At 53.9% G+C, this 25,779-nt stretch carries 23 protein-coding genes and 1 tRNA gene; 13 read left to right on the top strand and 11 right to left on the bottom strand.

Features of this window, described 5'->3' with window-relative positions; all coding sequences use genetic code 11:
* The first annotated feature begins 46 nt into the window (after positions 1 to 46).
* Entirely contained in the window at positions 47 to 874 is an 828-nt protein-coding gene (rhaS, locus tag ACL2XJ_RS12025; protein WP_413726600.1) for an HTH-type transcriptional activator RhaS, read from the top strand.
* 107 nt (positions 875 to 981) lie between these two features.
* Complete coding sequence (gene rhaR, locus ACL2XJ_RS12020) at positions 982 to 1,845, top strand: HTH-type transcriptional activator RhaR (protein WP_132923393.1); 864 nt, start codon at positions 982 to 984, stop codon at positions 1,843 to 1,845.
* Between the two features lie 311 nt (positions 1,846 to 2,156).
* Here the strand turns inward: rhaR and ACL2XJ_RS12015 are convergent, their stop codons facing one another.
* Positions 2,157 to 3,140, bottom strand: a complete 984-nt coding sequence (locus tag ACL2XJ_RS12015) for a type IV pilus twitching motility protein PilT (RefSeq protein WP_413726599.1) — start codon at positions 3,138 to 3,140, stop codon at positions 2,157 to 2,159.
* Between the two features lie 16 nt (positions 3,141 to 3,156).
* Here ACL2XJ_RS12015 and ACL2XJ_RS12010 point away from each other — a divergent pair, with 16 nt between their 5' ends.
* Genes ACL2XJ_RS12010 through hemW form a run of 5 tightly spaced genes read left to right on the top strand, consistent with a single transcriptional unit; the run spans position 3,157 to position 7,060 of the window.
* Positions 3,157 to 3,870 carry a YggS family pyridoxal phosphate-dependent enzyme gene (locus ACL2XJ_RS12010; RefSeq protein ID WP_413726598.1) on the top strand — a complete coding sequence of 238 codons (714 nt, stop codon included), beginning with the start codon at positions 3,157 to 3,159 and terminating at the stop codon, positions 3,868 to 3,870.
* A 20-nt stretch (positions 3,871 to 3,890) separates the two neighbouring features.
* A complete protein-coding gene (proC, locus tag ACL2XJ_RS12005) occupies positions 3,891 to 4,712 on the top strand; it encodes a pyrroline-5-carboxylate reductase (protein ID WP_413726597.1) in 822 nt (273 codons plus the stop codon).
* A gap of 49 nt (positions 4,713 to 4,761) precedes the next feature.
* Positions 4,762 to 5,316, top strand: coding sequence for a YggT family protein (locus ACL2XJ_RS12000; RefSeq protein ID WP_132923397.1), 555 nt, complete (start codon positions 4,762 to 4,764; stop codon positions 5,314 to 5,316).
* A 24-nt stretch (positions 5,317 to 5,340) separates the two neighbouring features.
* Positions 5,341 to 5,934: an RdgB/HAM1 family non-canonical purine NTP pyrophosphatase gene (gene rdgB, locus ACL2XJ_RS11995; protein ID WP_413726596.1), complete on the top strand. Its 594-nt coding sequence runs from the start codon at positions 5,341 to 5,343 to the stop codon at positions 5,932 to 5,934.
* On the top strand, positions 5,927 to 7,060 hold the full coding sequence (gene hemW / locus ACL2XJ_RS11990) for a radical SAM family heme chaperone HemW (protein WP_413726595.1): 1,134 nt from the start codon (positions 5,927 to 5,929) through the stop codon (positions 7,058 to 7,060). Before rdgB ends, hemW begins: the two co-directional genes overlap by 8 nt.
* Before the next feature lie 77 nt (positions 7,061 to 7,137).
* On the opposite strand, the gene ACL2XJ_RS11985 is transcribed toward hemW, so the two are convergent.
* Together ACL2XJ_RS11985 and trmB are read right to left on the bottom strand one after the other, a co-directional pair.
* Positions 7,138 to 7,860, bottom strand: coding sequence for a DUF2884 domain-containing protein (locus tag ACL2XJ_RS11985; RefSeq protein WP_132923400.1), 723 nt, complete (start codon positions 7,858 to 7,860; stop codon positions 7,138 to 7,140).
* A 39-nt stretch (positions 7,861 to 7,899) separates the two neighbouring features.
* Positions 7,900 to 8,619, bottom strand: coding sequence for a tRNA (guanosine(46)-N7)-methyltransferase TrmB (gene trmB / locus ACL2XJ_RS11980; protein WP_413726594.1), 720 nt, complete (start codon positions 8,617 to 8,619; stop codon positions 7,900 to 7,902).
* A 170-nt stretch (positions 8,620 to 8,789) separates the two neighbouring features.
* Between trmB and mutY the strand changes: the two genes are divergently transcribed.
* From mutY to mltC, 3 genes are all read left to right on the top strand, one after another.
* Positions 8,790 to 9,875, top strand: coding sequence for an A/G-specific adenine glycosylase (mutY, locus tag ACL2XJ_RS11975; protein ID WP_413726593.1), 1,086 nt, complete (start codon positions 8,790 to 8,792; stop codon positions 9,873 to 9,875).
* Between the two features lie 2 nt (positions 9,876 to 9,877).
* Entirely contained in the window at positions 9,878 to 10,150 is a 273-nt protein-coding gene (locus ACL2XJ_RS11970; protein ID WP_132923403.1) for an oxidative damage protection protein, read from the top strand.
* 206 nt (positions 10,151 to 10,356) lie between these two features.
* Complete coding sequence (gene mltC / locus ACL2XJ_RS11965; RefSeq protein ID WP_413726592.1) at positions 10,357 to 11,427, top strand: membrane-bound lytic murein transglycosylase MltC; 1,071 nt, start codon at positions 10,357 to 10,359, stop codon at positions 11,425 to 11,427.
* 211 nt (positions 11,428 to 11,638) lie between these two features.
* Here the strand turns inward: mltC and ACL2XJ_RS11960 are convergent, their stop codons facing one another.
* Positions 11,639 to 13,795, bottom strand: coding sequence for an ornithine decarboxylase (locus tag ACL2XJ_RS11960; protein ID WP_413726591.1), 2,157 nt, complete (start codon positions 13,793 to 13,795; stop codon positions 11,639 to 11,641).
* A 639-nt stretch (positions 13,796 to 14,434) separates the two neighbouring features.
* Here ACL2XJ_RS11960 and ACL2XJ_RS11955 point away from each other — a divergent pair.
* Positions 14,435 to 14,510 (top strand) — tRNA-Phe (locus ACL2XJ_RS11955).
* Between the two features lie 293 nt (positions 14,511 to 14,803).
* Here ACL2XJ_RS11955 and alkB read toward each other — a convergent pair.
* The gene (alkB, locus tag ACL2XJ_RS11950; protein WP_203522800.1) at positions 14,804 to 15,451 is read right to left on the bottom strand and encodes a DNA oxidative demethylase AlkB; all 648 of its coding nucleotides are present in this window, start codon (positions 15,449 to 15,451) and stop codon (positions 14,804 to 14,806) included.
* 310 nt (positions 15,452 to 15,761) lie between these two features.
* Here alkB and ACL2XJ_RS11945 point away from each other — a divergent pair, with 310 nt between their 5' ends.
* The gene (locus ACL2XJ_RS11945; RefSeq protein ID WP_413726590.1) at positions 15,762 to 17,015 is read left to right on the top strand and encodes a DUF1835 domain-containing protein; all 1,254 of its coding nucleotides are present in this window, start codon (positions 15,762 to 15,764) and stop codon (positions 17,013 to 17,015) included.
* 9 nt (positions 17,016 to 17,024) lie between these two features.
* Here the strand turns inward: ACL2XJ_RS11945 and ACL2XJ_RS11940 are convergent, their stop codons facing one another.
* The 4 genes from ACL2XJ_RS11940 to ACL2XJ_RS11925 form a co-directional block, all read right to left on the bottom strand.
* On the bottom strand, positions 17,025 to 17,774 hold the full coding sequence (locus ACL2XJ_RS11940) for a GntR family transcriptional regulator (RefSeq protein ID WP_413726589.1): 750 nt from the start codon (positions 17,772 to 17,774) through the stop codon (positions 17,025 to 17,027).
* 259 nt (positions 17,775 to 18,033) lie between these two features.
* Positions 18,034 to 18,957 (bottom strand): glycosyltransferase family 2 protein, encoded by a 924-nt coding sequence (locus ACL2XJ_RS11935; protein WP_413726588.1) that lies wholly within the window; start codon positions 18,955 to 18,957, stop codon positions 18,034 to 18,036.
* A 341-nt stretch (positions 18,958 to 19,298) separates the two neighbouring features.
* On the bottom strand, positions 19,299 to 20,219 hold the full coding sequence (locus ACL2XJ_RS11930) for a DMT family transporter (protein WP_413726587.1): 921 nt from the start codon (positions 20,217 to 20,219) through the stop codon (positions 19,299 to 19,301).
* On the bottom strand, positions 20,220 to 21,812 hold the full coding sequence (locus ACL2XJ_RS11925; protein WP_203522805.1) for a B12-binding domain-containing radical SAM protein: 1,593 nt from the start codon (positions 21,810 to 21,812) through the stop codon (positions 20,220 to 20,222). It abuts the gene before it with no gap.
* A gap of 136 nt (positions 21,813 to 21,948) precedes the next feature.
* Between ACL2XJ_RS11925 and ftrA the strand changes: the two genes are divergently transcribed.
* Entirely contained in the window at positions 21,949 to 22,938 is a 990-nt protein-coding gene (gene ftrA, locus ACL2XJ_RS11920; protein ID WP_203522806.1) for a transcriptional regulator FtrA, read from the top strand.
* 24 nt (positions 22,939 to 22,962) lie between these two features.
* Here the strand turns inward: ftrA and ACL2XJ_RS11915 are convergent, their stop codons facing one another.
* Entirely contained in the window at positions 22,963 to 23,928 is a 966-nt protein-coding gene (locus tag ACL2XJ_RS11915) for a D-2-hydroxyacid dehydrogenase family protein (protein ID WP_132923422.1), read from the bottom strand.
* 234 nt (positions 23,929 to 24,162) lie between these two features.
* The gene (locus ACL2XJ_RS11910) at positions 24,163 to 25,773 is read right to left on the bottom strand and encodes a methyl-accepting chemotaxis protein (RefSeq protein WP_413726586.1); all 1,611 of its coding nucleotides are present in this window, start codon (positions 25,771 to 25,773) and stop codon (positions 24,163 to 24,165) included.
* Positions 25,774 to 25,779 lie beyond the last annotated feature (6 nt).

Here is a 25,779-nt window from a genome sequence, read left to right as displayed (position 1 = left end):
GTAGCACGCCTTACTATAAAGTCCCTATAACGGTGAGGTACCGGCAATGACTTTACTCTGCGGTGAGGATTTCTTTATTTCAAAAGACGCGACGGTGGCCATTGAACCACGCTGGCCTCAGCCTGCATTCCCCGAGCACTACCACGATTTTTGGGAGATCGTCCTCGTTGAAAAGGGATCGGGTATCCATGTTCTCAACGATCAGCCCTACGTGCTAGGCAGCGGAACAGTCTGTTTTATTCGTGCCGACGATCATCATCTCTTTGAAAACGTCGACGATCTGAATTTGATTAACGTGTTGTACCGTTCCCCCCACGGATTTCGCTACCTGGCCGACCTCAGTGATTTTTTGCCCTCGCGCGACCTGCCGGACGGCCAGTTGAGCTGGCAGATAAATCATGCGCAGATGCAACAGGCCAAACAGTATATCCGCGCCTTGAGCGACTTGATGGCGGACACTTCGCCGGAAAACATTGCCGCCAGCGAAGGGCAGTTTCTGCAATTGCTTATAATGTTGCGCAACGGCTGTTTCCAAAACCGCGGCGACGGCAACCGGGAGCAGCGCTTGCAGGGTTTGTTACGCTGGTTGCAGCATAACTTTTGCAACGATATCGACTGGCTGGCCCTGGCGGAACAGTTTTCCCTGCCGCTGCGCACCCTGCATCGCCAGCTTAAGCAGCAGACCGGCATGACCCCGCAGCGCTACCTGAACCGGCTGCGCTTATTGGAAGCACGCAAGCAATTACAGCAAAGCGATAAAACCATTACCGAAATTGCCCACGCCTGCGGCTTTAGCGACAGTAATCATTTTTCCACCCAGTTCCGCCGGGAGTTTTCTTTATCCCCTAAAACGCTCCGTAACGGGGAACATTGATTTCAATGAGTTAACGGTGAATTATGGCAAATGATGCCCGGCGCAATAAATCGCTCTCGCGAACGTGCCATTATTCCCCTTTTGTGTAGGTGCCGGGGAAGGTCACGATGTCACATCTGAAACTGGATACCACCGATTATTTCCTGTCAGATAAAAATGCAATCACCGTCGAGGATCGTCATCCGCAGCCGGCCTTCTCGACCCATACCCATGAATTCAATGAACTGGTCATCGTCTGGCGGGGCAACGGCCTGCATATCCTGAACGATGTGCCTTACACCATTACCTGCGGCGATTTGTTTTATATCAACGCCGCCGATAAACACAGCTATGAATCCGTCAATGACCTGGAGCTGGATAATATCCTGTATTGCCGCCATCGCCTGACACTATCCTCCGACTGGGACTCCCTGCTGCCGGGGGAAAACGTCGATCAGGCCCAGCGATATTGGCGGCTGAGCACGCCGGGCATGTCGGTCCTGCGGCGGGAAGTGGATGCGCTGGCGCGGGAATGCATGAAAACCGACCCGCTGTCGATTATGCTCAGCGAAGCGCTATTTCTCCAAGTGGCGCTGTTGCTCAAACGGTTCCGCCACTCTCCGGACAGTCTGCTGCTTTCCGATGCCGAACAGCTGGATTTGTTACTGATGGCGTTACGCGTCAGTATCAATGAGCCCTTTCGTCTGGAAGACTTTTGCCGGCAACACCAGTTGAATGCCCGCAGTTTGAAATCGCTGTTCAAACAGCAGACCGGCATTGGCGTTAACCAGTATTTACGGCAGCTAAGGCTTTGCAAAGCCATGGACCTATTGCGCCGCGGGAAACAAACCATCGGCGAGGTGGCTTCCCAATGCGGATTCGACGACAGCAATTATTTTTCCGTGGTGTTCAATCAATCCTACGGTATCTCCCCCCGGCAATATCGTCAGCGGTTTCAGAAAAAAAATCACGGCACCACGGGAAACGGTTAAGTTATTGTCATTTTTTTTGACCGTCCAATAGCCTCTTCTTTGTTGCCCTGCGGTTTTTATTCCATTCCCCTATTCTGATATTCTTCGCCAGCAACGACGTCACGCGTTTTTTTAATTGAATATACCGGCTTAGTTATTTATGAGACCACTCTTCACAATAAATTTTTTTCAAAATAAACGGCGTGTCTATAAATAGAAATATTCCTCATCGCGGTAAAAACTATATGGCAAAATTGCTCCCATCAGTTTGTTAAGATTTCATGACCCTAGCGGCCCCTTGGTAAAATCATGGAACCGTGGACAACGGGGGTCTAACCGCCGCCCCGCTGCCGAGAGTTTTGCTCAAAAGTCAACATGCCCTGTCCCTTTCCGGTCTGCAGCAGTCCCGGCAGCAGATGGGTTTTACCTTCGCGGATAAGGTTGCGCACCGCCGGCGTGGCGATCATCAGCTCAAACAGACCCATGCGGCCCCCCTGCTGCCGCGCCACCAATTTTTGCGCCATTACCGCCAGCAGGCTATCGGCCAGCATGCCGCGGGCAAAATCCTGCTCCTGGGCGCAGAACGCGTCCAGGAGCCGATTGACGGCCTGGCAGGCATGCCTGGCGTGCAGCGTCGCCAGCACCAGGTGGCCGGTTTCTGCGGCGGTGAGCGCCAAACGGACAGTGGCGGCGTCGCGCAACTCCCCCAGCAGGATAACGTCCGGATCCTCCCGCAGCGCCCCCAGCAGGCCGGCCCGGAAATTTCGGCAATGCTCGCCGATTTGCCGCTGCTGAATGAGACAGCGATCCGGCTGATGGATAAATTCCACCGGGTCTTCCAGGGTAATGATATGTTGCCGACGGAGATGGTTAAGATGATCCACCATGGCCGCCAGTGAGCTGGATTTGCCGCTGCCGGCGGCGCCGGTCACCAGCAGCAGGCCCTGGGACCGGGCCAGCAGTTCCGTTATCTCCGGCGGCACCCCTAACGCGCAGAGCGCGGGTATCTGCGCGGGAATCAGCCTGAAGGCGGCCGAAACGCCAGTGTGCTGGCGGAAAAAATGAGCGCGCAGACGCCGGCCGCCGGCCAGCGCCGTCACGCCGTCCGCCTGGCCGGACAGTGCCAGCGCGTCCCGGCCGCGGGGGCCGAGAAAGCCTTCGCACCAGCCGGTAATAATATCTTCGCCGAGGGGTGGTAGAGTCTTCAGGGAGCGCAGCTCGCCGTCGATACGAACGATGGGCGCCAAACCCGGACAAAGGTGCAGATCTGACGCATTATGCTTTACACTATGGGCCACCAGTTCATCCATATTCATACGACCTCCTGAAAACATGAGCGCTATCGAACAGAATTTACAGCAGGTAACAGCAAGAATCTCGGCTACCGCCAGGGAATGCGGCCGCGATCCCGGGGAAATTTCTTTGCTCGCGGTCAGCAAAACCAAATCTGTGGAGGCGATCGAAGAAGCCATTGCCGCCGGCCAGCGGGCTTTTGGCGAAAATTATGTGCAGGAAGGCGTCGAAAAAATCCATTATTTTCAGCAGCGGGAATTTATCCCTCCCCTGTCATGGCACTTTATCGGCCCGTTGCAATCGAATAAAAGCCGCCTGGTGGCGGAACATTTTCACTGGCTGCACACCTTGGATCGCCTGCAACTGGCACAGAGACTGAACCATCAGCGCCCGGAGGAATCGGCGCCGTTGAACGTGCTGATTCAGATAAATATCAGTGGCGAGGAGAGCAAGTCGGGTATTATGCCCGACAGGCTGCCTGAACTGGCGGCGGCGGTGGCGGAACTGCCCCGCTTGCGGCTGCGCGGACTGATGGCCATCCCGGCGGTGGAAAGCGATTATCAGCGGCAGCTGGCGGTATTTCAGCGGATGGCGTCGCTTTTTAACGGTTTACGCCGGCAATTCCCCCAGGCCGACACCCTGTCTCTGGGGATGACCGGCGATATGGCGGCGGCGATTGCGGCCGGCAGTACCCTGGTAAGAATCGGTACCGCTATTTTCGGCGCCAGGGATTACGGCGCCCCCACAGCATAATCATAATGATGAGGAAGAGCATGCAACAGCGCAAAATCGCCTTTATCGGCGCCGGCAATATGGCGCAGGCCATCATCTCCGGCCTGGTGGCGCAAGGCTATCCCGCCGAACTTATCACCGTTTGCGCGCCGACGGCCCAGCGCCGCGACGCGCTGGCGGAACGTTTTTCAGTACACGCCGTCGATGACAACAGCGCTGCCGCCCAATCGGCGGATGTGGTGGTTCTGGCGGTGAAACCACAGCTGATGGCGGATGTTTGCCGCCAGCTTTTTGAGAACGTGGATTTTTCCGGCAAACTGGTGCTGTCCATCGCCGCCGGGGTAAACCTGAGCCGCTTTCGGGCGCTGCTGGGTGAATCCATAAATCTGGTGCGGATTATGCCGAACACCCCCTCGCTGGTGGGTAAAGGCATGAGCGGGCTTTACGCGCCGGAACAGGTGAGCCGGGCCGACCGCGACTTCACCGCCGGCCTGATGGGCGCGGTGGGTAAAACCTGCTGGCTGGGGAAAGAGAGCGATATCAACGGAATCATCGCCGCAGCGGGCAGCGCGCCGGCCTATTTTTTCCTGTTGATGGAAGCCATGCAGCAAGAAGCCGTCAACCAGGGATTCGACCAGGAGACGGCGGCCATGCTGGTGAGGCAGGCAGCCATCGGCGCCGCCGAACTGGCTGAAAAAAGTCCCGATACCCCCCTTGGGACATTGCGGCAAAATGTCACATCGAAAGGCGGCACCACCGCCGCGGCGCTGCGGGTGTTCGATGAACGGCAACTGTCGCAAACCGTCGCCGAGGCCATGCGGGCGGCGGTCAAGCGCGCGGAAGAAATGGAAAAATTATTCTGATACTTCGCGACTCCGTGCAATTTAACGTTATTAAGGACACTTTCTTCTTATGTTGACGCTGACGTTTTTGGTCACCACCGTGATTGATCTCTATATCATGGTGCTATTGCTGCGTATCTGGATGCAATGGGTACGTTGCGATTTTTATAATCCGTTTTCGCAATTTATCGTCAAGATAACCCAGCCGATTATCGGCCCCCTGCGCCGTATTATTCCGTCGCTGGGCCCCATTGACAGCGCGTCGCTGCTACTGGCCTATATTCTGGCCACGCTGAAATTCCCGCTGTTGATGCTGATTCAGGCCGGCGCGTTAGCGGTGGATCCGCTGAATTTGCTGGTGGGGCTGCTGACGCTGCTGAAAGCCGCCGGGCAGCTGGTGTTCTGGGTGATTATCATCCGCTCCTTGATGAGCTGGGTCAGCCAGGGCCGCAGCCCGATGGATTACGTGCTGTTTCAGCTCAGCGAACCGCTGATGGCGCCGATTCGGCGCATTATTCCGGCCATGGGCGGTATCGACTTCTCCGCCATGGTGGTTATTTTGATCCTCTATCTGCTGAACTACCTGGGGATGGATCTGTTTCAGGGGCTGTGGTATCAGCTGTAAGCGGTATCCGTAAGGACCAGGACTATGCAAAAAATCGTATTGGCCACCGGTAATGCCGGTAAAGTCGCCGAATTGGCCGGACTGCTGACGGATTTCGGCCTGGAGGTGGTGTCGCAGGCCTCGCTCGGGGTGGAGTCGGCGGAAGAAACCGGCCTGACTTTTATTGAAAATGCCCTGCTTAAAGCGCGCCATGCCGCCCGCCTCACCGGCCTGCCCGCCATTGCCGATGACTCCGGGCTGGCGGTGGACCATCTTGGCGGCGCGCCGGGAATATACTCGGCCCGCTATGCCGGCCCCGATGCCGATGACCGGCAAAATCTGGAAAAACTGTTAAACGCCCTTAAAGGCGTACCGGAACACCAGCGCGGCGCCAGCTTCCATTGCGTACTGGTCTATCTGCGCCACGCCGACGATCCCATTCCCCTGGTTTGCCATGGCGCCTGGCGCGGCGTTATCGGGCCTGATGCAGTGGGCGACGGCGGGTTCGGTTATGATCCGGTGTTCCGGATCCCCGCGCTGGATTGCAGCGCCGCCGAATTGAGCCGGACTGAGAAACAGAGCTTGTCCCATCGCGGCCAAGCCCTGGCGCTGTTGCTGGACGGCCTGCGTCATGCTTAGCTTGCCGCCTCTCAGCCTGTACATCCATATCCCCTGGTGCGTGCAGAAATGCCCCTATTGCGATTTCAATTCACATGCGCTGAAGGGCGACGTTCCCCATGAGGAGTACGTGAATCATCTGCTGGCGGATCTGGACCAGGATCTGGCCTACACCGGCGGTCGCGAAATCAGCACGATTTTTATCGGCGGCGGCACTCCCAGCCTGCTCAGCTCCGAGGCCATGCAACGCCTGCTGGATGGCGTACGCCGGCGATTGCCGGTGAACGCCTTCGCGGAAATTACCATGGAAGCCAATCCGGGCACAGTAGAGGCCGAACGTTTTCACGCCTATCATCAGGCCGGTGTAAACCGCATTTCCATCGGGGTGCAGAGCTTCAATGAAGAGAAACTGATCCGTCTGGGACGGATTCATGGCGCGCAGGAGGCCCGCGGGGCCGCCCACCTGGCCGCCGGTCTGGGCTTGCGCAGCTTTAATCTCGATTTGATGCACGGTTTGCCCGATCAGACGCTGGAACAGGCCCTGGACGATTTGCGCCAGGCCATCGCCCTCAATCCGCCGCATCTGTCCTGGTACCAGTTGACCATCGAACCCAATACGCTGTTCGGTTCCCGTCCGCCGGTCCTGCCGGACGACGACGCCTTGTGGGATATCTTCGAGCAGGGAAACCACCTGCTCGCCGCCGCCGGTTACCGGCAATACGAAACCTCCGCTTATGCCAAACCGGGCTTTCAATGCGAGCATAACCTGAATTACTGGCGCTTCGGCGATTATCTCGGCATCGGTTGCGGCGCCCACGGCAAGCTGTCCCAGGCCGACGGCACCCTGCTGCGCACGGTCAAAACGCGCCATCCCCGTGGCTATATGCAAGGAAACTACCTGGAGAAGCGCTATGGGGTGGAACCGGCGGATTTGCCCTTTGAGTACTTCATGAACCGTTTTCGGCTCACGGAACCCACCCCACGGCAGGAGTTCAGCGCCTTTACCGGCCTGGATGAAGAAACGGTCCGTCCTGCCCTTGACCAGGCCCTGGCGGGCGGTTATATCTCCGAAGACGACAGCTGCTGGCAGGTTACCGAGAAAGGCAAACTGTTCCTGAACCCGTTACTGGAAATGTTTATGGAATAAATCACGCGACCGCCGGAACAGGCGCGTGGTTTTTAGAGTGAAACAGGCGACCACGCGGGAACGGGCGCGTTGCGGGGCTATTGCAGGGATTTCATCAAATCCCCGCGCTGCTGCTCAAGATGAGTCACCCGCTGGCAAACCTGATGACCAAACTGCTGGAAATCCTGTTCCTGGCTGTTCCACTCATTTTGAATCGCTTGCTGCAAACTCCCCAGATTGCCCATAACCGCTTGCAACGGGCTGCTGCCGGTGGCGGCTTTCATGGCTTGCTGCGTCCCCATCTCGTTCAGGCTGTCCTGCACCACGCCCCCCATGCTGTCCTGGACAATGCGACGTCCGTCCTGCTCAACCTGGGCGATGGCCTGGTGGTGGAAGGCCAGCCCTTCGGGACGGTGTTCAATAATACGGTTCATCTGCTGCTTCAATTGCCGATCCAAAGTGGTCAACCGTTCGCGCACATGACTGTCGCTACCCAACTGCTGTACGATAATCCGGTCCAGGGCAATGCGTCCCTTTTCCAGTCGGCTGCGTGCGCCCTCATCGATCCAGGGCAGTTGTTCCCGCACCGACGCCTGATAATCCGCCGCCTGGCGCCGCTGTTCGCCGTTCAGGTTCAGCGGCTGGCCGTTGCGCGCCACCTGGCCATCGGGAGTGATGGTGATATCGCCGCTGGCCCCCGCCACCCTCACCTGCTGCGAGCTGATAAAAATATCGTCCTGCGGCTTGACCGGACACTGATAATCCGCCTGAGCCTGCCATGCCGTTAACATCAATAAACCCAGCACCAATTTGCGCAACATACCTTCTCCTGAAAATCGACGGCGGTATAGCCCGCACTATCAGACCACTTTTTCGAACATTAAATCCCACACACCGTGCCCTAATCTTTGTCCGCGCTGTTCAAATTTGGTCAACGGCCTGTGTTCCGGGCGCGGCACGTAATCATTTTGTGGCGAAAGATTGCGAAAATGCGCCGCCTGATTCATGACATCGAGCATATGTTCCGCATAAGGCTGCCAATCGGTGGCCATGTGGAATACGCCCCCCGCCCGCAGTTTTCGGCGCACCAGATCCACGAACGGTCCCTGTACGATACGCCGTTTATGATGCCGTGCCTTATGCCAGGGATCGGGAAAATAGAGCTGAACCAGCGCCAGGCTGTCATCGGGGATCATATTCTCCAGCACTTCCACCGCGTCATGGCACATGACCCGCAAATTATCGATACCGGATTCATTTGCACTGGACAAACAGGCGCCGACGCCGGGTAAATGTACTTCAATGCCCAGATAATCCTGATCCGGATGCGCTGCGGCGGTCTGGACCAGCGAAGCCCCCATGCCGAAACCGATTTCCAGGGTTACCGGAGCCTCCCGTCCGAACAGCGAAGAGAACGCTATCGGATTGGCCTGATAGTCCACCCCCATTGCCGGCCAGAATTTATCCACCGCCAGTTGCTGACCTTTGGTCAAACGACCCTGCCGCCGGACAAAACTGCGAATACGCCGCAGCGGACGCCCCTGCTCGTCAAACTCGGGGGAGATAACATTATTGCTCATAGTGGTTTCGTGTCGTACAAGTTGATGGGCAAACGCGCATTATGCAAAGATAACCTTGATTAGCAAGTGGCCGGCCTCAGAAAGTTCCTGTTTACAGGGTGGCAACTCTGTGCTGGAATCGCTGCCAGAAGCGTCGACCCCGAGACCCGCCAGAGAGTGAAACTCCCCAGATGATACAAGCGCAACAGTTCGCGCAGCAAGTGCTGGACTGGTACCAGCGCTTCGGCCGCAAGACCCTGCCATGGCAGTTGGAGAAAACGCCGTATAAAGTATGGCTGTCTGAAATTATGCTGCAACAAACCCAGGTTGCCACCGTTATTCCTTATTTCGAGCGTTTTTTAGCGAAATTTCCCACGGTAGGCGCGCTGGCGGCGGCGCCGCTGGACGAAGTGCTGCATCAGTGGACCGGCCTGGGCTATTACGCCCGCGGGCGCAATCTGCATAAGGCGGCCCGGCTGATAGCCTCCCGGCACAATGGCGTGTTTCCAACGAACTATGAAGATATCACGGAGCTGCCCGGTATCGGTCGCTCCACCGCCGGCGCGGTATTATCATTGGCGCTTGGCCAACATTATCCTATCCTTGATGGCAATGTGAAGCGCGTATTGGCCCGTTGTTTTGCCATTGAAGGCTGGCCGGGTAAAAAAGAGGTGGAGCAGCGACTGTGGGCCTTAAGCGAACAGCTCACACCGGCCCGGGACGCCGGGGCATTCAACCAGGCCATGATGGACCTGGGCGCCATGGTGTGCACCCGCACCAGGCCCAAATGCGAGCTCTGCCCGCTGCATACGGGGTGCGAAGCCTATGCCGCCGGGACCTGGGCCCGCTATCCCGGCAAAAAACCCCGGCAGGTTTTGCCCGAAAAGACCGCCTGGTTTTTATTATTGCAGTCAGACCAGCGGATTTGGCTGGAACAGCGTCCGGCCGTCGGCCTGTGGGGCGGGCTGTTTTGTTTCCCGCAGTTTTCCCGGCGGGAAGATCTGGCGCTGTGGCTTGAAAGACGCGGCATGGATATTCAACGCGGCGAGCAAATGGTGGCTTTTCGCCATACGTTCAGCCATTTTCATCTGGACATCGTCCCTCTGCGCATGGATCTTACCGATATGCAAGGTTGCATGGATGAAGGCGCCGGACTCTGGTATAACTTAGCGCAGCCACCGTCAGTGGGACTGGCCGCGCCGGTAGAACGCTTATTAAAACAAGTGGGTAAACCATGGCAACCGGCATTGCTACAGCCTGTCGCCAAAGAGGAATAACGATGAGCAGAACGATTTATTGCACCTATCTTAAACGCGAGGCCGAAGGGCAGGATTTTCAGTTGTATCCCGGCGAGTTGGGTAAACGCATCTTTGAAACCATTTCCAAAGAAGCCTGGGCGTTGTGGATGTCCAAACAGACTATGCTTATCAACGAAAAAAAACTCAGCATGATGAATCCCGCCGACCGGAAAATACTCGAACAGGAAATGGTCAAGTTCCTGTTCGAGGGCCAGGATGTGCATGTCGAAGGCTATACTCCGCCCAGCAAATGACGTTTCGACCCGTCATGCTTCATGTTGCTGGCGCGTTGGCAATACCCGGCCCCTCCATGGGCCTCGCCCCTTCGGGCCAGCGCAGGCGCTGTTCAAATCTGTTCCGGACGGATTTGTCGCTGTCTTTCTGCGGCTCGAATTCTTTAGGGTATGTTTCAGGGCGGAATTAGCCCTTATGTATTTTTCGTCCCGACACGGCATGTAAGATGAAGAAAATTTTAGCTTTGCTAGTTATAGCGCCCATGTTGTTCTCGTGTTCCAGCCATAAAAATGAAGACAATGAAGCCTATGTGAAAGACACCAACGGCTTCGATATATTGATGGGGCAATTTGCCAATAACGTTGAAAACATCTGGGGCATAAATGAAGTCCTGATTGCCGGACCAAAGGATTACGTTAAATACACCGACCAATACCTAACCCGCAGTCATATCAACTTTGACGCCGGCACCATCACGGTGGAAACCATCGCCGGCACCGATCCTGCGGCGCATCTGCGGCAGGCGATTATCAGCACCCTGCTGATGGGGGACGATCCGAGCAGCACCGACCTTTACTCCGACGCCAATGATATCCAGATCAGCAAGGAACCCTTCCTGTACGGCCAGGTGGTGGATAACACCGGCCAGCCCATTCGCTGGGAGGGACGGGCCGCCAGTTTTGCCGATTATCTGCTGCAAACCCGGCTCCAGAGCCGGACTTCCGATCTGCACGTGATATGGTCGATTACCATTCAGCTCGTGCCTAACCATCTAGATAAGCGTGCCCATAAATATTTGCCGATGGTGCGTAACGCCGCGCAAAAATATGGCGTGGACGAATCCCTGATCCTGGCAATCATGCAGACTGAATCCAGCTTCAACCCTTACGCGGTCAGTCATACCGATGCCTTGGGTCTGATGCAGGTGGTTCAGCACAGCGCCGGCCGGGATGTGTTCAAAATGCAAGGCCGTTGGGGCCAGCCAAGCCGCAGCTTCCTGTTCGATCCGGAAAATAATATCGACACGGGGACCGCCTATCTGGCCCTGCTGCAGTCGAATTACCTGGCAGGCATCGCCAATCCCACCTCAAGGCGCTATGCGGTCATCACCGCCTATAACGGCGGCGCGGGCAGCGTTCTGCGGGTGTTCTCCAGCGACAAAAACCAGGCCTTCGAGCTTATCAACGAACTGCAGCCTGCGGACGTGTATGAAACCCTGACCACCAAACATCCGTCAGCCGAGTCGCGGCGTTATCTGTATAAGGTGAATACCCTGCAGAAATACTACCGGCGCTAAGGGGGAGATAAAAATACTAAAGGGCAGACTGCTGACAAACGTACTCGGAGTCAAAAAGGCGGGACAGACTGCCAGAAGAGTAAACCGTCCGCGCCAGGGACGGCGCGGATCGAGCCCCCAGGGACGGGTTCACGGCGTGTTTACGATCTGGCAGTCTGTCTCGACCGAGCACTTTGTCAACAAGCTCAGGGCCGGACAGCCGGCCCTCGGACTAACGGCTGATAACGTGGCCATAGAGGCGTTTGATGCCGTCCTCTTGCTCGATGGCGTAGACGCCCTGCAATTCCGGCGAGAAGCCGGGCAGCAGGTTCAGCCCCTCCTCCAGAGCCAGGAAATAACGCTGCGCCGCCCCGCCCCAGACTTCTCCGGGCACCACGCACAATACGCCGGGAGGATAAGGCAGCGCCCCCTCCGCGGCAACGCGCCCTTCGGCTTTGCTAATGGCGACACACTCCACTTCACCGCGCACAAAGGCGATGTTCGCTTCTTGCGGATTCATCGCCACCTGCGGCAAGCACTCCCGCCGGAACATATCCCGCTGTAGCTGCTTCACATCGAAACTGACGTATAAATCATGCATTTCCTGGCATAGCCGGCGCAGGGTATAGCCTTCATAACGATCGGTATGCTTCTCATAAATACTGGGCAGCACGTCGCATAGCGGCGCGTCTTGCTCGATATAGCGTTCAAACTGCACCAGCGCCGCCACCAGCCGCTGCATCTTTGGACGATCTTCCGCCGGCGTGAGCAGGAACAGGATTGAATTCAGATCGCATTTTTCCGGCACGATGCCCTGCTCGCGCAAATAGGTCGCCAGGATGGTGGCGGGTATACCGAACGCTGAATAATTTCCGCTCACCCGATCGATACCGGGGGTGGTCAATAATAATTTACAGGGATCGACAAAATACTGATTGTCGGTATAGCCGCTGAACGCGTGCCAGCTCTCGCCCGGTTCAAAATTGAAGAACCGCACATCCCCGGACATGACGCCGGTATCGTAATCCTGCCAGGGTCTGCCGTTGACGGTTTCAGGAATAAAGGGCCGGATAAGCCGGCATTGCGCCAGCAATTCCTTGCGCGTATCGATTCCCAATGTCACACAGTCCTGCCACAGACGCCGGCCGCTGGCGCCTTCATGCATTTTGGCGTTGATCTCCAATGCGGCGAACAAGGGATAGAAGGGACTGGTGGAGGCATGCAGCATAAACGCATTATTAAAACGCTTATGGTTACAGAATCTTTTTTGCCCTTTGATATGGGCGTCTTTTTTATGGATTTGCGAGGTCTGTGAGAATCCCGCCTGCTGTTTATGTACCGACTGGGTCACAAAAATCCCCGGATCGTGTTCGTTGAGATCCAATAAGAGCGGCGAGCATTGTTCCATTATCGGGATAAATTGTTCGTAACCCACCCAGGCGGAATCAAACAGGATGTAATCGCACAGATGGCCGATCTTGTCCACCACCTGGCGGGCATTATAGATGGTGCCGTCATAGGTACCCAGCTGGATTACCGCCAGACGGAACGGGCGCTGCTCATCGGCCCGCCACGGAGCGACTTCCGCCACCTGTCGCCGGAGATACCTCTCTTCGAAACAGTGAGCATCGATACCGCCGATTAAACCAAACGGATTACGGGCGGTTTCAAGATAGATTGGCGTCGCCCCGGCCTGGATTAGCGCGCCATGATGCACGGACTTATGATTATTACGATCGAATAGGACCAAATCCCCCCTGGTCAGCAAGGCGTTGGTCACGACCTTGTTGGCGGATGAAGTGCCGTTGAGTACAAAATAGGTCTTATCGGCATTAAACACCTTGGCGGCAAATTTCTGCGCCTCTTTGGCCGAACCCTCATGTATCAACAGATCCCCCAGCTTCACATCGGCATTGCACATATCGGCGCGAAACAGGTTTTCACCAAAAAACTCATAGAACTGACGGCCGGCGGGATGCTTACGAAAGAACTGGCCGCCCTGGTGTCCCGGGCAGGCAAAGGTACTGTTGCCCATGGCGACATATTTGGTCAGGGTATCGAAAAACGGCGGTAGCAACGTCTGTTGATAAGTATCCGCCGCGGCTTCCAAGAGGGCCGCACTCTCTTTTGAACCGTTCAATACCAGCGCTGAGGCCTCTTTCGGTAGTGCCATGCCCGCAGCCTGCGCCTGCTCATTTATCGCCACAAACGCCGGAATCGACAGCCCGGTGTTCCGCAGTATATTCAGCAACCCCGCCCGGACATCGTCCGGAGTGACCACCAATGCGGCCACATCGGTAAAATCAGTCTCGGTCAACGGCACGATTTCCCGTGCCGTCTGCAGTTGCCCGACAAGGCTGGCGCTAGCCGCGATCTTAAGTAGTTTCATGTCACCGATCCCAAAAGGTTAAGGATGAGTGTATGTGCCGGAAGGCACGTAAATGGGAGAGAAATTTCTCAACCCGCATTAACTTTCAAGGTTTTCCACTAGGAAATTCGGCACTTATGGAAGAAACCGCTGATGACGGCAGCCAATAAGCATAAGGAAAAGCAGAGGAGCCCTCTGATTTCAGTCATGCTTACAAGCTGGTCAGGGGTAACCTCACCGCATGGTGGGCGTGAGCGGGAAAGAAAAATAGGGATCGATGAGACAATAGGAGAACGCCATCAGACAAAGTTGACTGATGTGGCAGCGCAGCAGCAAGGAATTGTTCATACCTGCGGCCCCCATTGACCTTTTGGAATAATAAGAGAAATTCGGGCAATAATTGCATTTTTTTACTCTCTGTTCAAGAAAAAATCTTCAAAATAAACATAATCCAAATTAATCATAACTACTTGATTAATAGATAAATTAATTAATTTTGATAAATTATGACATAACTTATTGCTTCAATGCCTTTCCAAAGGCAGCCGGATATGCCTCCAGGCGGTGGGATGAGGGCTGCATGAAATCTCGTCAACCGAGCGGGCAAAGGTGATAAAGCCGTTGACGTTATCCTTGTGATACGGTTTAATGCGCCCCGTTGCCCGGATAGCTCAGTCGGTAGAGCAGGGGATTGAAAATCCCCGTGTCCTTGGTTCGATTCCGAGTCCGGGCACCACTATTTTGAGAAACCAGCTTAGCGGCTGGTTTTTTTGTTTGATAACATTCTTATTTTCATTGAAATTGTTTTGGCATAAAGCTTCGTTGCTTTACCTTCTGACAGCGGCCCGTTACTTAACTATTAGAATATTCGGGATAAATACATCCTCGATTAATGCGATTGCCTTTGCAATTAACGACACCTAAACACAATATGTATCTTTGCCGTGAGTAGATAAAATAACAAATAAATTATATGCAGCGGCAGTTTAAACAGACGGGCCGGTAACCGCGATTCATGACAATACCCGACTATAACGCCTTACGCAGTGTAATATTGATACGATGCGGCCCCACCAGCGAATGATACCCCTCCTTCACCGGTAAAATACCGTGATAATTGAGTCTGGACGGCCCGCCCCACACCACCACGTCGCCGTGGGCCAGCGGGACGCGCCTAGCCTTGTCGCCGCGCTGCAGGCCGCCGAACTGAAATACCGCCGGCAATCCAAGGGAGACCGATACAATAGGCGCGCCAAAATCATTTTCATCCTTATCCTGGTGCAGGGAAAGCTTGCTGCCGGGATCGTAGCGGTTCATCAGGCATGAGTCCGGTACATAATGGCCGAATCCCGCCTGCACAGCGGCTTCATCCGCCAGCGCCATCAATATTTCCGGAATCGGCGGCCAGGGTTTGCCGGTGCGGGTATCCCGATCCGAATAGCGATAACCGCGATTATCGCTGGTCCAGCCGTTGCCGCACCAGCTCATCGCCACCGACATGCGGTAACCCCCCGGCGTGATCATGTGGCGCCAAGGCACCTGCGCTACCACGCTGTTTACCGCTGCCAGCAGCTCCGGACCGTGATCGCGGACAAAACCATGCAGCACCACCGCGCCGGGGGCGATTTGTTCGTGCCACGGCGGCGGCAACGCGTCTTCAAAAAGATCCATCGTCATTGGCATAACCTGTATATGCACACAGTATTTATATTAGCCGATGGATACCGGATGTCCAGCGCTCTCCTGGCACGTTTTCGCGGCGACACCCAGTAAAGGCCCTTTGCAACCCTCGCCTAACGAACATGAGCGCACGTTCACACCCTCCGCCTAAAAGGCGTGGCGTCATTATCTTCTCTTCGGCTATAGTGGGACATGGCGTCCTCCACGCCTCCCGTCCGCGGAAAGGGCTGCGCCCAGGTCATCAGCCAGACGAATAGCCCATACGGCTCCCGGCCTTACAGCGGACAAGGCTTAGCATGGAGATCGTATGCCTCAACATCCGCAATATTCTTCCCGCCACGACGGTAAAATCAACCTCGAACAGCAGCGCAAGCGTGCCAAAGAGCTGCTCAAGCAGCTACGGAACGGCGCCGCACCCAACCTGGAAGAACGCCTTACGGGCGCCGGATTTTCATCCCATCCCCGTCGTTTGTCCGATGCGCAATGGTTAATTGCCCAAGACTTGGGCTTTCCCAGCTGGCCGAAGCTGAAGGCGCATATTGACGCCATTGCTTTCGCCGCCCGCCACCCCGGATTCGATTCGGACGATGAAGCAAATTCCGTGCATTGGCGTTGCGGCAACGACATAGCCCATACTCTGCGCGTCGCCGGCTTCAAGGGCGAATTCCGAATGTTCACCGATCCCTTATGCATGGGGCCGGTACCTGACCTGCCGCCGCCGGAATTCCAGGCGGTCCGGAGTAAGTTTATCAGCCGCGCCTTCGCCATGGACGAAGCAGAAAGCAGGCAGCGCCTGGCTCAGGAATACGCCGCTATCGACCAGTTGGCGCACTCCCCTCATGTCGTGCTGTGGTGCGAAGCGGATGCCTACGATCAGCTTTTCCTGATCCGTTTACTGGCCGGACTGCGGCATCTCCCCCCTCGGCTGGAGCTGATAGAAATCAATCACGTGCCCGGTGTGGAACGATTTATCGGCATCGGCCAACTCGCCCCCGATTTGCTTGCCTGGCTTTGGCCGCAGCGCCGGCCGCTGGGTGAGGATGCGTTGCGCCTGGCCCGCCGTGCCTGGGCCGCCTATCGTTCTTCATCACCCCTGCCCTGGGCGGCGCTGGTGCACGCTCCCAGTCCGCCATTGCCTTTTCTGGCGCCGGCGTTATTACGGCAATTAAGGGAATTGCCGGCGCTTCGCACCGGTCTTTCGTTAACCGAACATCTCGCGCTGGAGATCATACGTGAAAAAGGGACGGTTGCTTTTGGCCGAGTATTCGCCGAGCTCATGGCGAAACGGGAGCCGCTTCCGTACCTGGGCGATACTATGTTCCATGCCCTGCTTCGCCCGCTGATTGACGCACCCTCCCCGTTGATAACCGAGACCGGAACCGAGCGCCTCTGGCATGAACGCACGCTGACGCTGACATCCTTGGGGCAACGGGTAACGGCAGGCTGCGCCTACTGGTTTGATCAAGCCGGAATGGAACGATGGGTTGGCGGAGTACGCATCAGGAGCGGCGGGCCGCACTGGGCAATAGATGATGATTTGCGGCCGGTATGGCGTCCCTGATGACGTGATTCACTTGGTACTGGTGGCGTAGTAGGCCTCTTTGGCTACATGCAATTGGCTTATCTGGATAAGCCGGCCGGCGAGATCGTAAGACAAACGCTCTACCGCCAGCACAGGGTCACCCGCCGCGGCGCCGAGATGCTTGATATCCTCCTCGTCGGCCAGCGCCGCGCATATCTTTTCATCGATCCGCATAATCAGAATATTGAACATGCGGTCGAGAAAGCTGGAGATGCTCACCGGACGATGAAGGGTAATCAGTTGGCTGGCTTTAGGGCATAAATCTTCCCTGATGGCGGCTCTTTCGATGAGCATGGGCATCTTGTTCGCGGCCCGCAGCCGAACCATGCGCGCCACCGGTGCGCCTGCCTCAAGACCAAAGGACTTGGCTTCCTGCGCCGTGGCCTTGCCCGGCATAATCTCAAGATATATCGACTCTTCCGTTCGAATATGATCCCGGGAGAAAAATTTCAGAAAGCGAAACGGCTTAGTGCTCCCGCCCCTGTTGGTGGCAATAGTCGTGCCGCGCCCCCGCTGGCGCACCACCATCCGTTCCTGCGCCAACTGCTCAATGGCTTTGCGGGCGGTGCCGACGCTGACGGAATATTCATTTGCCAACGCCGTTTCGCTGGGCACCAGCTCCCCCGGACGCCATTCACCGCTCAGAACCCGCTGCACCAGATCGTCTTTCATCTTTTGATAAAGCGGTATCTTTGCCGGCTCGGCCCGATCGACAAGACGGTTCGATTTAACTTTCATAATAAAATTATAGCCTTATAAAAAATCCTTCCCTAGCCGCACCAGCAAAGCCGTGCAATGGGCCATGACCATTGAGAGTTGTCTAAAGCGGGCAACGATGGAAAACGGCCGTGGTGGAGTCGTCCAGGTAAGCACAATGGCGCTAAAACCCTATATTAAAACATATAATGTTTTAATAAACAAAAAATTAACTTCAGGTACCGGCGCCGTGACTGGCGGATTGACATGGATTTTTATCTGAGGGAGAATTTTATTCTTATCACCAAGCTTTGGTTATTTTTTTTACTTTTAGAAGCTTTAGTTTGAAACTCAAGCGCACATAGGGATTTAGCATAAAAGGCAAGGTTCTTACATTCTCCAGGCACTGTTTCACCCCGCCGCGATCGTGCCAAAGAGCGATGATATTATGATATCGATTAACGAAATCTATCCAATGACAAAGTTGTAGTGACTTATAGTCGCCACCGAGAATAGACTCCATTCTTTCCAGCGAAATTTTATGAAGCTTAATTTTTCCCTCGTCAATTTTCGCTGATAAAGAGTTAGCTCTTTTGATATATAAATAGGGTCCCGAACCTGAATAAAATATTTTATCGCAATGCTGCAAAACTTCTAAAAAAAGAAATGCATCTTCATAACATATAAAGTCAGGAAAATGATGGTCTTTAAGAATTTCACTTTTGATAAACTTCCCGATGAAATGCGCCTGAAAGGATTTATGAATGAGATACTCTCTGATGGCCCTGTCTTGACCGATCTTCCTGGCGGAAAAGGGCGCAACCTTGCCTTCCGGCGCTTCTACAATCACTTCATTTAACTTGGTGATCAACATATCGGGTCTGCGGGAGCGGAGAAAATTCAAAATGTCTATCAGTGAAGCCCGTATGAACAGATCGTCCCCATCCAGCATGGTGATATATTGGCCACTACACTTGTGGACCGCAAAGTTTCTTACCATCCCGATGTTTTCATATGAAACATTAAATTTTTTTACGTTTTCATAGCCGAGGGCAAATTGATCGTATATGCTCTCACTATCGTCAGATGATGCATCATTAATGAGTAATATTTCGCATAAGTCAAAATGATCCCCTAAGGCAAGCTTCAATGAGCACAGACAGGCCGCCAGATATTTTCCGCTATTATGTGCTGTAACAATAATGCTTAGAATTATTGATTTCATTGATAAGCGTTCTAATAGTTAGAATAATTAATGTTAAATTAAATTTCTTACAGTTTTATTACTATTTATATTTAAAAAGAAACATTTAATTTGCCAAAAAAAAAGATATAAAGCGGAATTTTAGCTATGATTAAGCGTTCAAGTATTGCTTCGCTTTATGGAAATTTGATTAAATCAATCTCAAAAGAGATGATTGCGTTGTCCATTCTAAGCGATATACCTGACATAAGGAAGGGGAACAAATTAAACCCATGGTGCGGGGGATAATCCCGCTCAGGCAGAGTGGGGAATATTTATCATAGCGATAATCACGGGGATTGGCATAACCATTTCCGCCGGGATCATGGCGACGGGGTGGTTTGCGGCTTTGCCGCCGTCGCTCTGTTGGACAGCATTACGCCGGCGATGATAATTAACGCACCCAACCATTTGAACAAACTGGCCGGCTCTTTTAAAACGAACACTGACAGCAGCACCGTGATAAAAGGCACCAAATTGATGAATGAAGCCGCTTTGGTGGCGCCTATTTTATCGATACCCTGATTGAAAAAAAGGTAGGCCAGCACCGAGCCGCCGATGGACATGAACAACAATGAAGCAATACTTATAAATGTGATGCTTTTCCCGGGATAGCAATAAAATTGCAGATGAAAAGCGTCCGCCAAAACCCATGGCAGGAAGGCTATACTGCCGTAAAAGAACAGATAAAACATTCTTATCATGCCCGGCAAGGGGATAACCCAGCGTTTAATCAATACATTATAGATACCGAAACACAAGGTACTGACAAGCAGCATGACATCGCCTATATTGTAGGACGCGGCAGACAAAATATTCAAATCGCCGCCGGTGATGGTGATAGTTACGCCGAGATAGGCTATTATCAAGCCAAATAACTGCCAGGGTTTGACATGCTCCATGCCCGACATGGCGGCAATAAGCAACGTGATCAAGGGGATGGTCGCTTCGATGATTCCCGCATTAAAAGCGCTGCTGCCGTTCAATCCGTTGAAGTAAAAATAATAGCATAGCGTTACGCCAAAAATCGCCGTAACGAACATTCTTAGATGGGTAATTAAATCGATACGGATAAGTTTATTTTTATCCTTGATGAAACATAAGATTATCAATGCTGCGATAAAAAACCGTAAAAACGTGACAATAGAGGGCACAAAGACATCTAAAGCATATTTACCTGCGATGGCGGAACCACCCCAGAAAAAAGCGGAAAGGGAGAGTGCGATATAGACTTTGATGTTCATTCAATTCACTCCAAATATTATAGATAATTCTCTTATCATTTTTTCCAAACGTGGGATATAGCTGAATTCCTCTTTCATGAAACGATCCGATATCGAGCCGGTAGCATCTAACTCATTGATTAGCGCAAGTAAAAATTCCACCGTATTTGCTTGTATCAGTTCAATATAGCGATCAAACTCCGCTTCTCTCTCTGAATAACCCAGCAGGCCCTTATGGAAATTTGTGATTTTTATCTGATCGCGAATTTCCCGTAACAAGCGATCTTCCAGACGGATGATTTCATACCGGTCATGAATCCTTTTTACATAAGCATAAAGCTGCGCAACTTTCCCGTCGCTGAAATGATAATTCGTAACATCCCAGGGTACATACCTGTGCTCCATCAGGGTATGCTGGTTAAGCCGTATTCCCGGCAGGGTTTCCGCTCGTGAAGAAATATTCCAGAACGAAGCCAAACCGGCGCCGTATAAAAAAAGAATGGTTTTTTGTACCTGTTTTAAAGTGACATCCTGAAAAAAGGTAATGCAGCCGTTGGTGGAGCCCGCTATTCCCTTGGATTTTAGATACTGGAAAACTCTGCTGGATTCAGAAGGGATGATTTTTTTATTATAGGTGTCCAATTGTTCATCGTCCCCCGCCTCCAGTCCCAGATAAGTGCTTATCATGCCTATAGCGCGTAACCGCATAAGCAATTGGTGATCTTTTTCTTTATCAATATTGAAGCTGTCCGCCCGGATAAACACATTAAGCGGCAGCGACAGTTCCCTGCGTTCCATTTCCTCGCAGAAGGCGTTCATCCATAATCTGTTCTCTTTCGACGGCGTCACAAACGTCGCATCATAAATATGCAGATAATCTTTGGTCTGTCTAATCAGGGGTTCCAATGCGGCTATTTCCTTGACGGCATTTGCCGGCGAGCGGGTTCTGACCCCGGTTGACTCATTGCCCAAGAAACGCTGGGCATTGCAAAAAACACAGGGATAGGGACAGCCTCGATTGATCAATATCCCCGTTTTTACCGGCCTGCCGGTTTTTATGCCTCGATGGGCGATGTCGTGTGCCGCGAACGAAAGACCGTCCAGCTCGCTGTTCGGTAGCCGGTTATTATTGATATGTATCAGTCCGGTCTGCGGATCCCGGAACGTTATCCCATCGACGTCGTTTAGCGGGAAATCATTGCTGACCGTATCCACCAGCCGTTTCAGGCTGATTTCACCCTCGCCGCGACAGATGGCATCGATGGACTGATAGGCCGTAAGGATACCGACATCTTCATAAGAGACATGTTCACCCCCAAGGACAATAAAGGGTTTTGCTTCGGCGAACTGATAAAGACGCTGGCTGATCCGCAGGGCGGATTGAAGCGTGACGTAATTAACGCTGAACGCCACCAGGGTAAACCGGCCTTTGATGATTTTCGTCACCATCTCATGTTCGGTAAAGCCATCCACCCGCAAATCAAAAAGTTCGACACTGTAGCCGGCCGAACGCAATTGTGCCGCAATGAGTCCCAGCGCCAGATTTTCATAATGGCCATAGAGCTCTCGCATGTCCGGCGTCTCGGTTTCCGGATTAATCAGAGCGATGCGCATGTCCTACTCCTCATATAACATCAATTAAATGCCAGGCGTCCGGCATCACATGAACGAATTAGCCGTCGCCAAGCCTTTAAAACAGGGATATTATCCCTTGACGATCTGCTTGCTTCATAGAATGTGAAGAGTCAACATGCGTATAAATTCTGCCAAAAAGAAACATCACGTCGTGGCCGTGGCCTACGATCGGCTGCGTACCTTCGAATTTGGCTGCGTGATTGAGTTTTTTGCCGTGCAGCGTCCCGAGCTGAATGTTGATTGGTATCGCTTCTCGGTATGTACGGCGGAAGAGCATCGAATCCATGCCGTCGGCGGTCTGGTCATGGAAATTCAGCACGGATTGGAAATACTGGAAACCGCGGACACCATCGTGATCCCGGCCTGGCGTGACATCGATGAAGCGCCTCCCGAGCGTTTATTACAAAGCCTGCGGGACGCTTATCAACGGGGCGTCAGAATATGCAGCATCTGTACCGGGGTATTTGTACTGGCTGCGGCCGGATTACTCCATGGCAAAAGCGTTACCACCCACTGGCATCATGCGCGCCTGCTGGCGCAGCGCTATCCCGATACCAACGTTTTGCCTTCGGCGCTGTATGTGGATGAAGGCCAGATAATGACCTCCGCCGGCTCCGCCGCGGGATTGGACATGCTGCTGCATTTGGTTAAATCCGATTACGGCCACCGGGTCGCCAATAGGGTGGCCCAGCGGCTGGTTATCTCTTTTCACCGCGAAGGCCGCCAGCAGCAGTTGCCTAAAACCAAGGCGGTGGAAAAAGGCGAAAACCGGATTGCCGGCCTGGTGGACTGGCTGAGGGCCAATCTTGCGTTGCCCCATACGGTGTCATCCCTGGCGAAACGGGCCATGATGTCCGAACGGACCCTGCAGCGCCATTTTCAGGAAACCATGGGCTTGCCCATTATGCAGTGGCTGGCGTTGTGCCGGCTGGAATACGCCAAGGAGTTACTGGTCAACGGCTCATTTTCCATTGCCAAAATTGCCGAAGTCTCCGGGCACTCCTCGGAAGCGACGCTGCGGCACCAGTTCAGAACCCATGAGAATTTGTCCCCGACGGCGTTTCGCCGCGGGGGGCTGCGCGGGGAGTACGCCGATGGCGGTTAGCTTTGCGACGTCGCGCCTACCGGTTCAAGAGAGGGTCCGTATGGGCCGGCCCTCATGCCAGGCCAGGATATCTTCAATCATCTGCGTGAAAAAGATGCGGTAATCCTCCTGGGTGACATAACCGATATGGGGAGTCGCCAGGACGTTATCCATGCGGCGGAACGGGTGATCCCGCGGCAGGGGTTCCTGATCGTATACATCCAGCGCCGCACCGGCGATATGATGTTCCCGCAGGGCTTTGATTAGCGCCGCTTCATTTACCAACGGTCCGCGCGACGTATTAACCAGATAGGCGGTGGGTTTCATCACAGCCATGGAAGACGCATCGACAATGCCCCGGCTGCGGTCGCTCAAGACTAAATGAATGGATAGCACATCAGATTGCCTGAAGAGTTCTTCCTTGGCGACATAGGACACGCCGTGCTGCTGCGCGCCCTCGGCGGTGAGATTCTGGCTCCAGCCAATCACCCGCATACCGAAAGCCTGGGCATAACCGGCAACCCGTTGGCCGATTTTACCCAAACCCAGAATGCCCAGCGTCTTACCGTATAATCCGCCGCCCAGGCTTACCTGCCATCCCCCTGTTTTCAGGGAGCCTGCTTCGTCGGCCAGGTTACGGGTCACGGCCATAATCAATGCCCAGGTCAATTCGGCCGCCGCATGCTTCCCGCTCTCGGTCCCGCAGACCAGAATACCGGACTGCGCGGCGGCCTCCATATCCACAGCCGCATTACGCATGCCGCTGGTGAGCAGCAGTTTCAATCGGGGTAACCGGGTCAGTAGGTCCTTATCAAACCGGCTGCGTTCCCGCATAAGACAAATAACATCGTAGGATTGCAGCCGCTCCGCCATTTGCGCGGGCGCCGCGGGGTAATCATGAAGAAAAGTCACCGATCCCAGGGAGTGTAAAGCCGACCAATCCACGGCTTGCTCCGCAACGGATTGCCAATCATCGATCACCGCGATGCGTATAGGTAGCTGTTTATCCAAAATGTTCTCCTCATTCGGAGCGATCCTGCAACCGCCTCGTAAATAGTGTCGCTTAATAAAGGGTGCCGAAGGAATACGGATATTGTCAGAGTACAGGGATATGAAAAGGGGTTGCCACTGATTCTGGCCGGCACTGTGTTAAATATTGTTTCTCCCAATGCCGGGACATGGCCGCCTTTCAGGGCGGCGGAACCTTCTGGCGGCTGAAGTTACCGTTTGTTTTCCGTTTGGCCTCTACAAGGTCAGCGAGAATTTACTGACGCTTTGCCGCAACCGCTGGGAATGGGAAATCAGCGAATCGGAAGCCTGGGCACTGGCCACCGTCAGGGAATGGCTTTGATGTATCTGATCGTTCAGCCGTTTAATCTCACCGGCGATGGTATTGACCTGGAGGCTTTGCTGATTGGCGTTCTGCTGTAATTCCTCTAACAACACCGACACCCCCCGCACCGATTTGATGATATCCAGATAAAAGGTATCCAGTGCTTTAACCCGGCTAAAACCGCTGTCGATATGCTTATGGGTGGAGTGGATCAGATGGTCGATTTCCCGCGTGGAGCTGCCGCTTTTTTGAGACAATAAGCCGATTTCTTTCGCCACGACGGAAAAACTGCGGCCGTATAGACCGGCATGGGCCGACTCGATGGCGGCATTCAGCGCCAACAGCTTGGTTTGCATGGAGATCCCGTCCAGCATCGTGATAATACCGGCGATTTTTTCCGATTCGGCCACAATTTCATGCATTTTACGATCAACTTCCGTGACCATTTCACCGCAATGCCGGGTTAAGGCTTCCGCGTCGTTCATCTGCCTGGTGGCGTTACCGGCGAAACGCGCCCCGTTATCCACGTCCTGGGCAACGCTGTCCAGTTTATCGCTGATGGCATCGAAGGCGGCCATTTGTTGCTGGTTTTGCCGGCTATACCCCTGGTTATGCTGGGCAATATCATTGGCGCTGTGCATCACCAGGGATGATATTTCATTGATTTCTTGAATGATGTGCTGCAAGCCCCGCTGCATCTCATCGATACCTTGGTTAAGCCAGTGGATTTCACGGGACTGCCAGCGTGAAGCCGGTAATGCATGGGCAATGTTGCCGGTGGCGATTGACGCCAAATGGCGCAAAGCGCGATTGAGCGGCGTCACCACCGCAAAGGATAACACCAGGCAGGCTAAGACCAATAACCCCATCAGCAATACCGAGATACTCAGGGAGATATTACGGTTATGGGTCAATGAAGCCAGCATGGTTTGGTTAAAACGCTCGGCATCGGCATTATCCTGCTGCAGCCATTGATAAAACAGACCGTTGAATTGTTCCTGGAATGCCTGGATCGGCACCATAAAAAATGAGTCGATATTATCGGCCCTGATGCCTTTTAACTGCTCATGAAGGCCGTCGAATACCATGGAAAAACTTTGCTGCAGAGCGCTGTCATCCTGTCCCGAACTCAATTTCTGGTAAGAAGAGTAGTAACCCTGCGCGGCTTTCAGGGATGCATCGGCGCTGTCCGCCAGGGCATTCCAACTGCCCACCGAACCGCTTTGCTTATCCTGCATGTAATAGATGCCGGCGCGATCGATATTGTCGCTGGCGGTCAAGAGTTCTATGCGTGATTTGTTCAACAGAGATTGCCGTTCGGTCATCATGCGGGCGGTGGTGACATTGGTCGTCGTTTGCGTCACCAGCCGGGTTAACAAAGCGATAGAAGCGCACTGCAGCAAACAAAATATCAGGGTAAAAAGTATGAAACCGCCTCGCAGGCTGGTCATCCATCCCGGCAGCGACAGATGTCGAAACCTCAGGATTTTCGGCCAGTGAACCACTGGTTTGATAATAGACATCTTTTT

Origin of the sequence: Sodalis sp. RH16 (genome assembly GCF_047324245.1) — a bacterium.
GTDB classification, from domain to species: domain Bacteria; phylum Pseudomonadota; class Gammaproteobacteria; order Enterobacterales; family Enterobacteriaceae; genus Acerihabitans; species Acerihabitans ligni.
The sequence above is the reverse complement of the archived record's forward strand: the minus strand, read 5'-3'. Positions and strand labels throughout refer to the sequence as shown.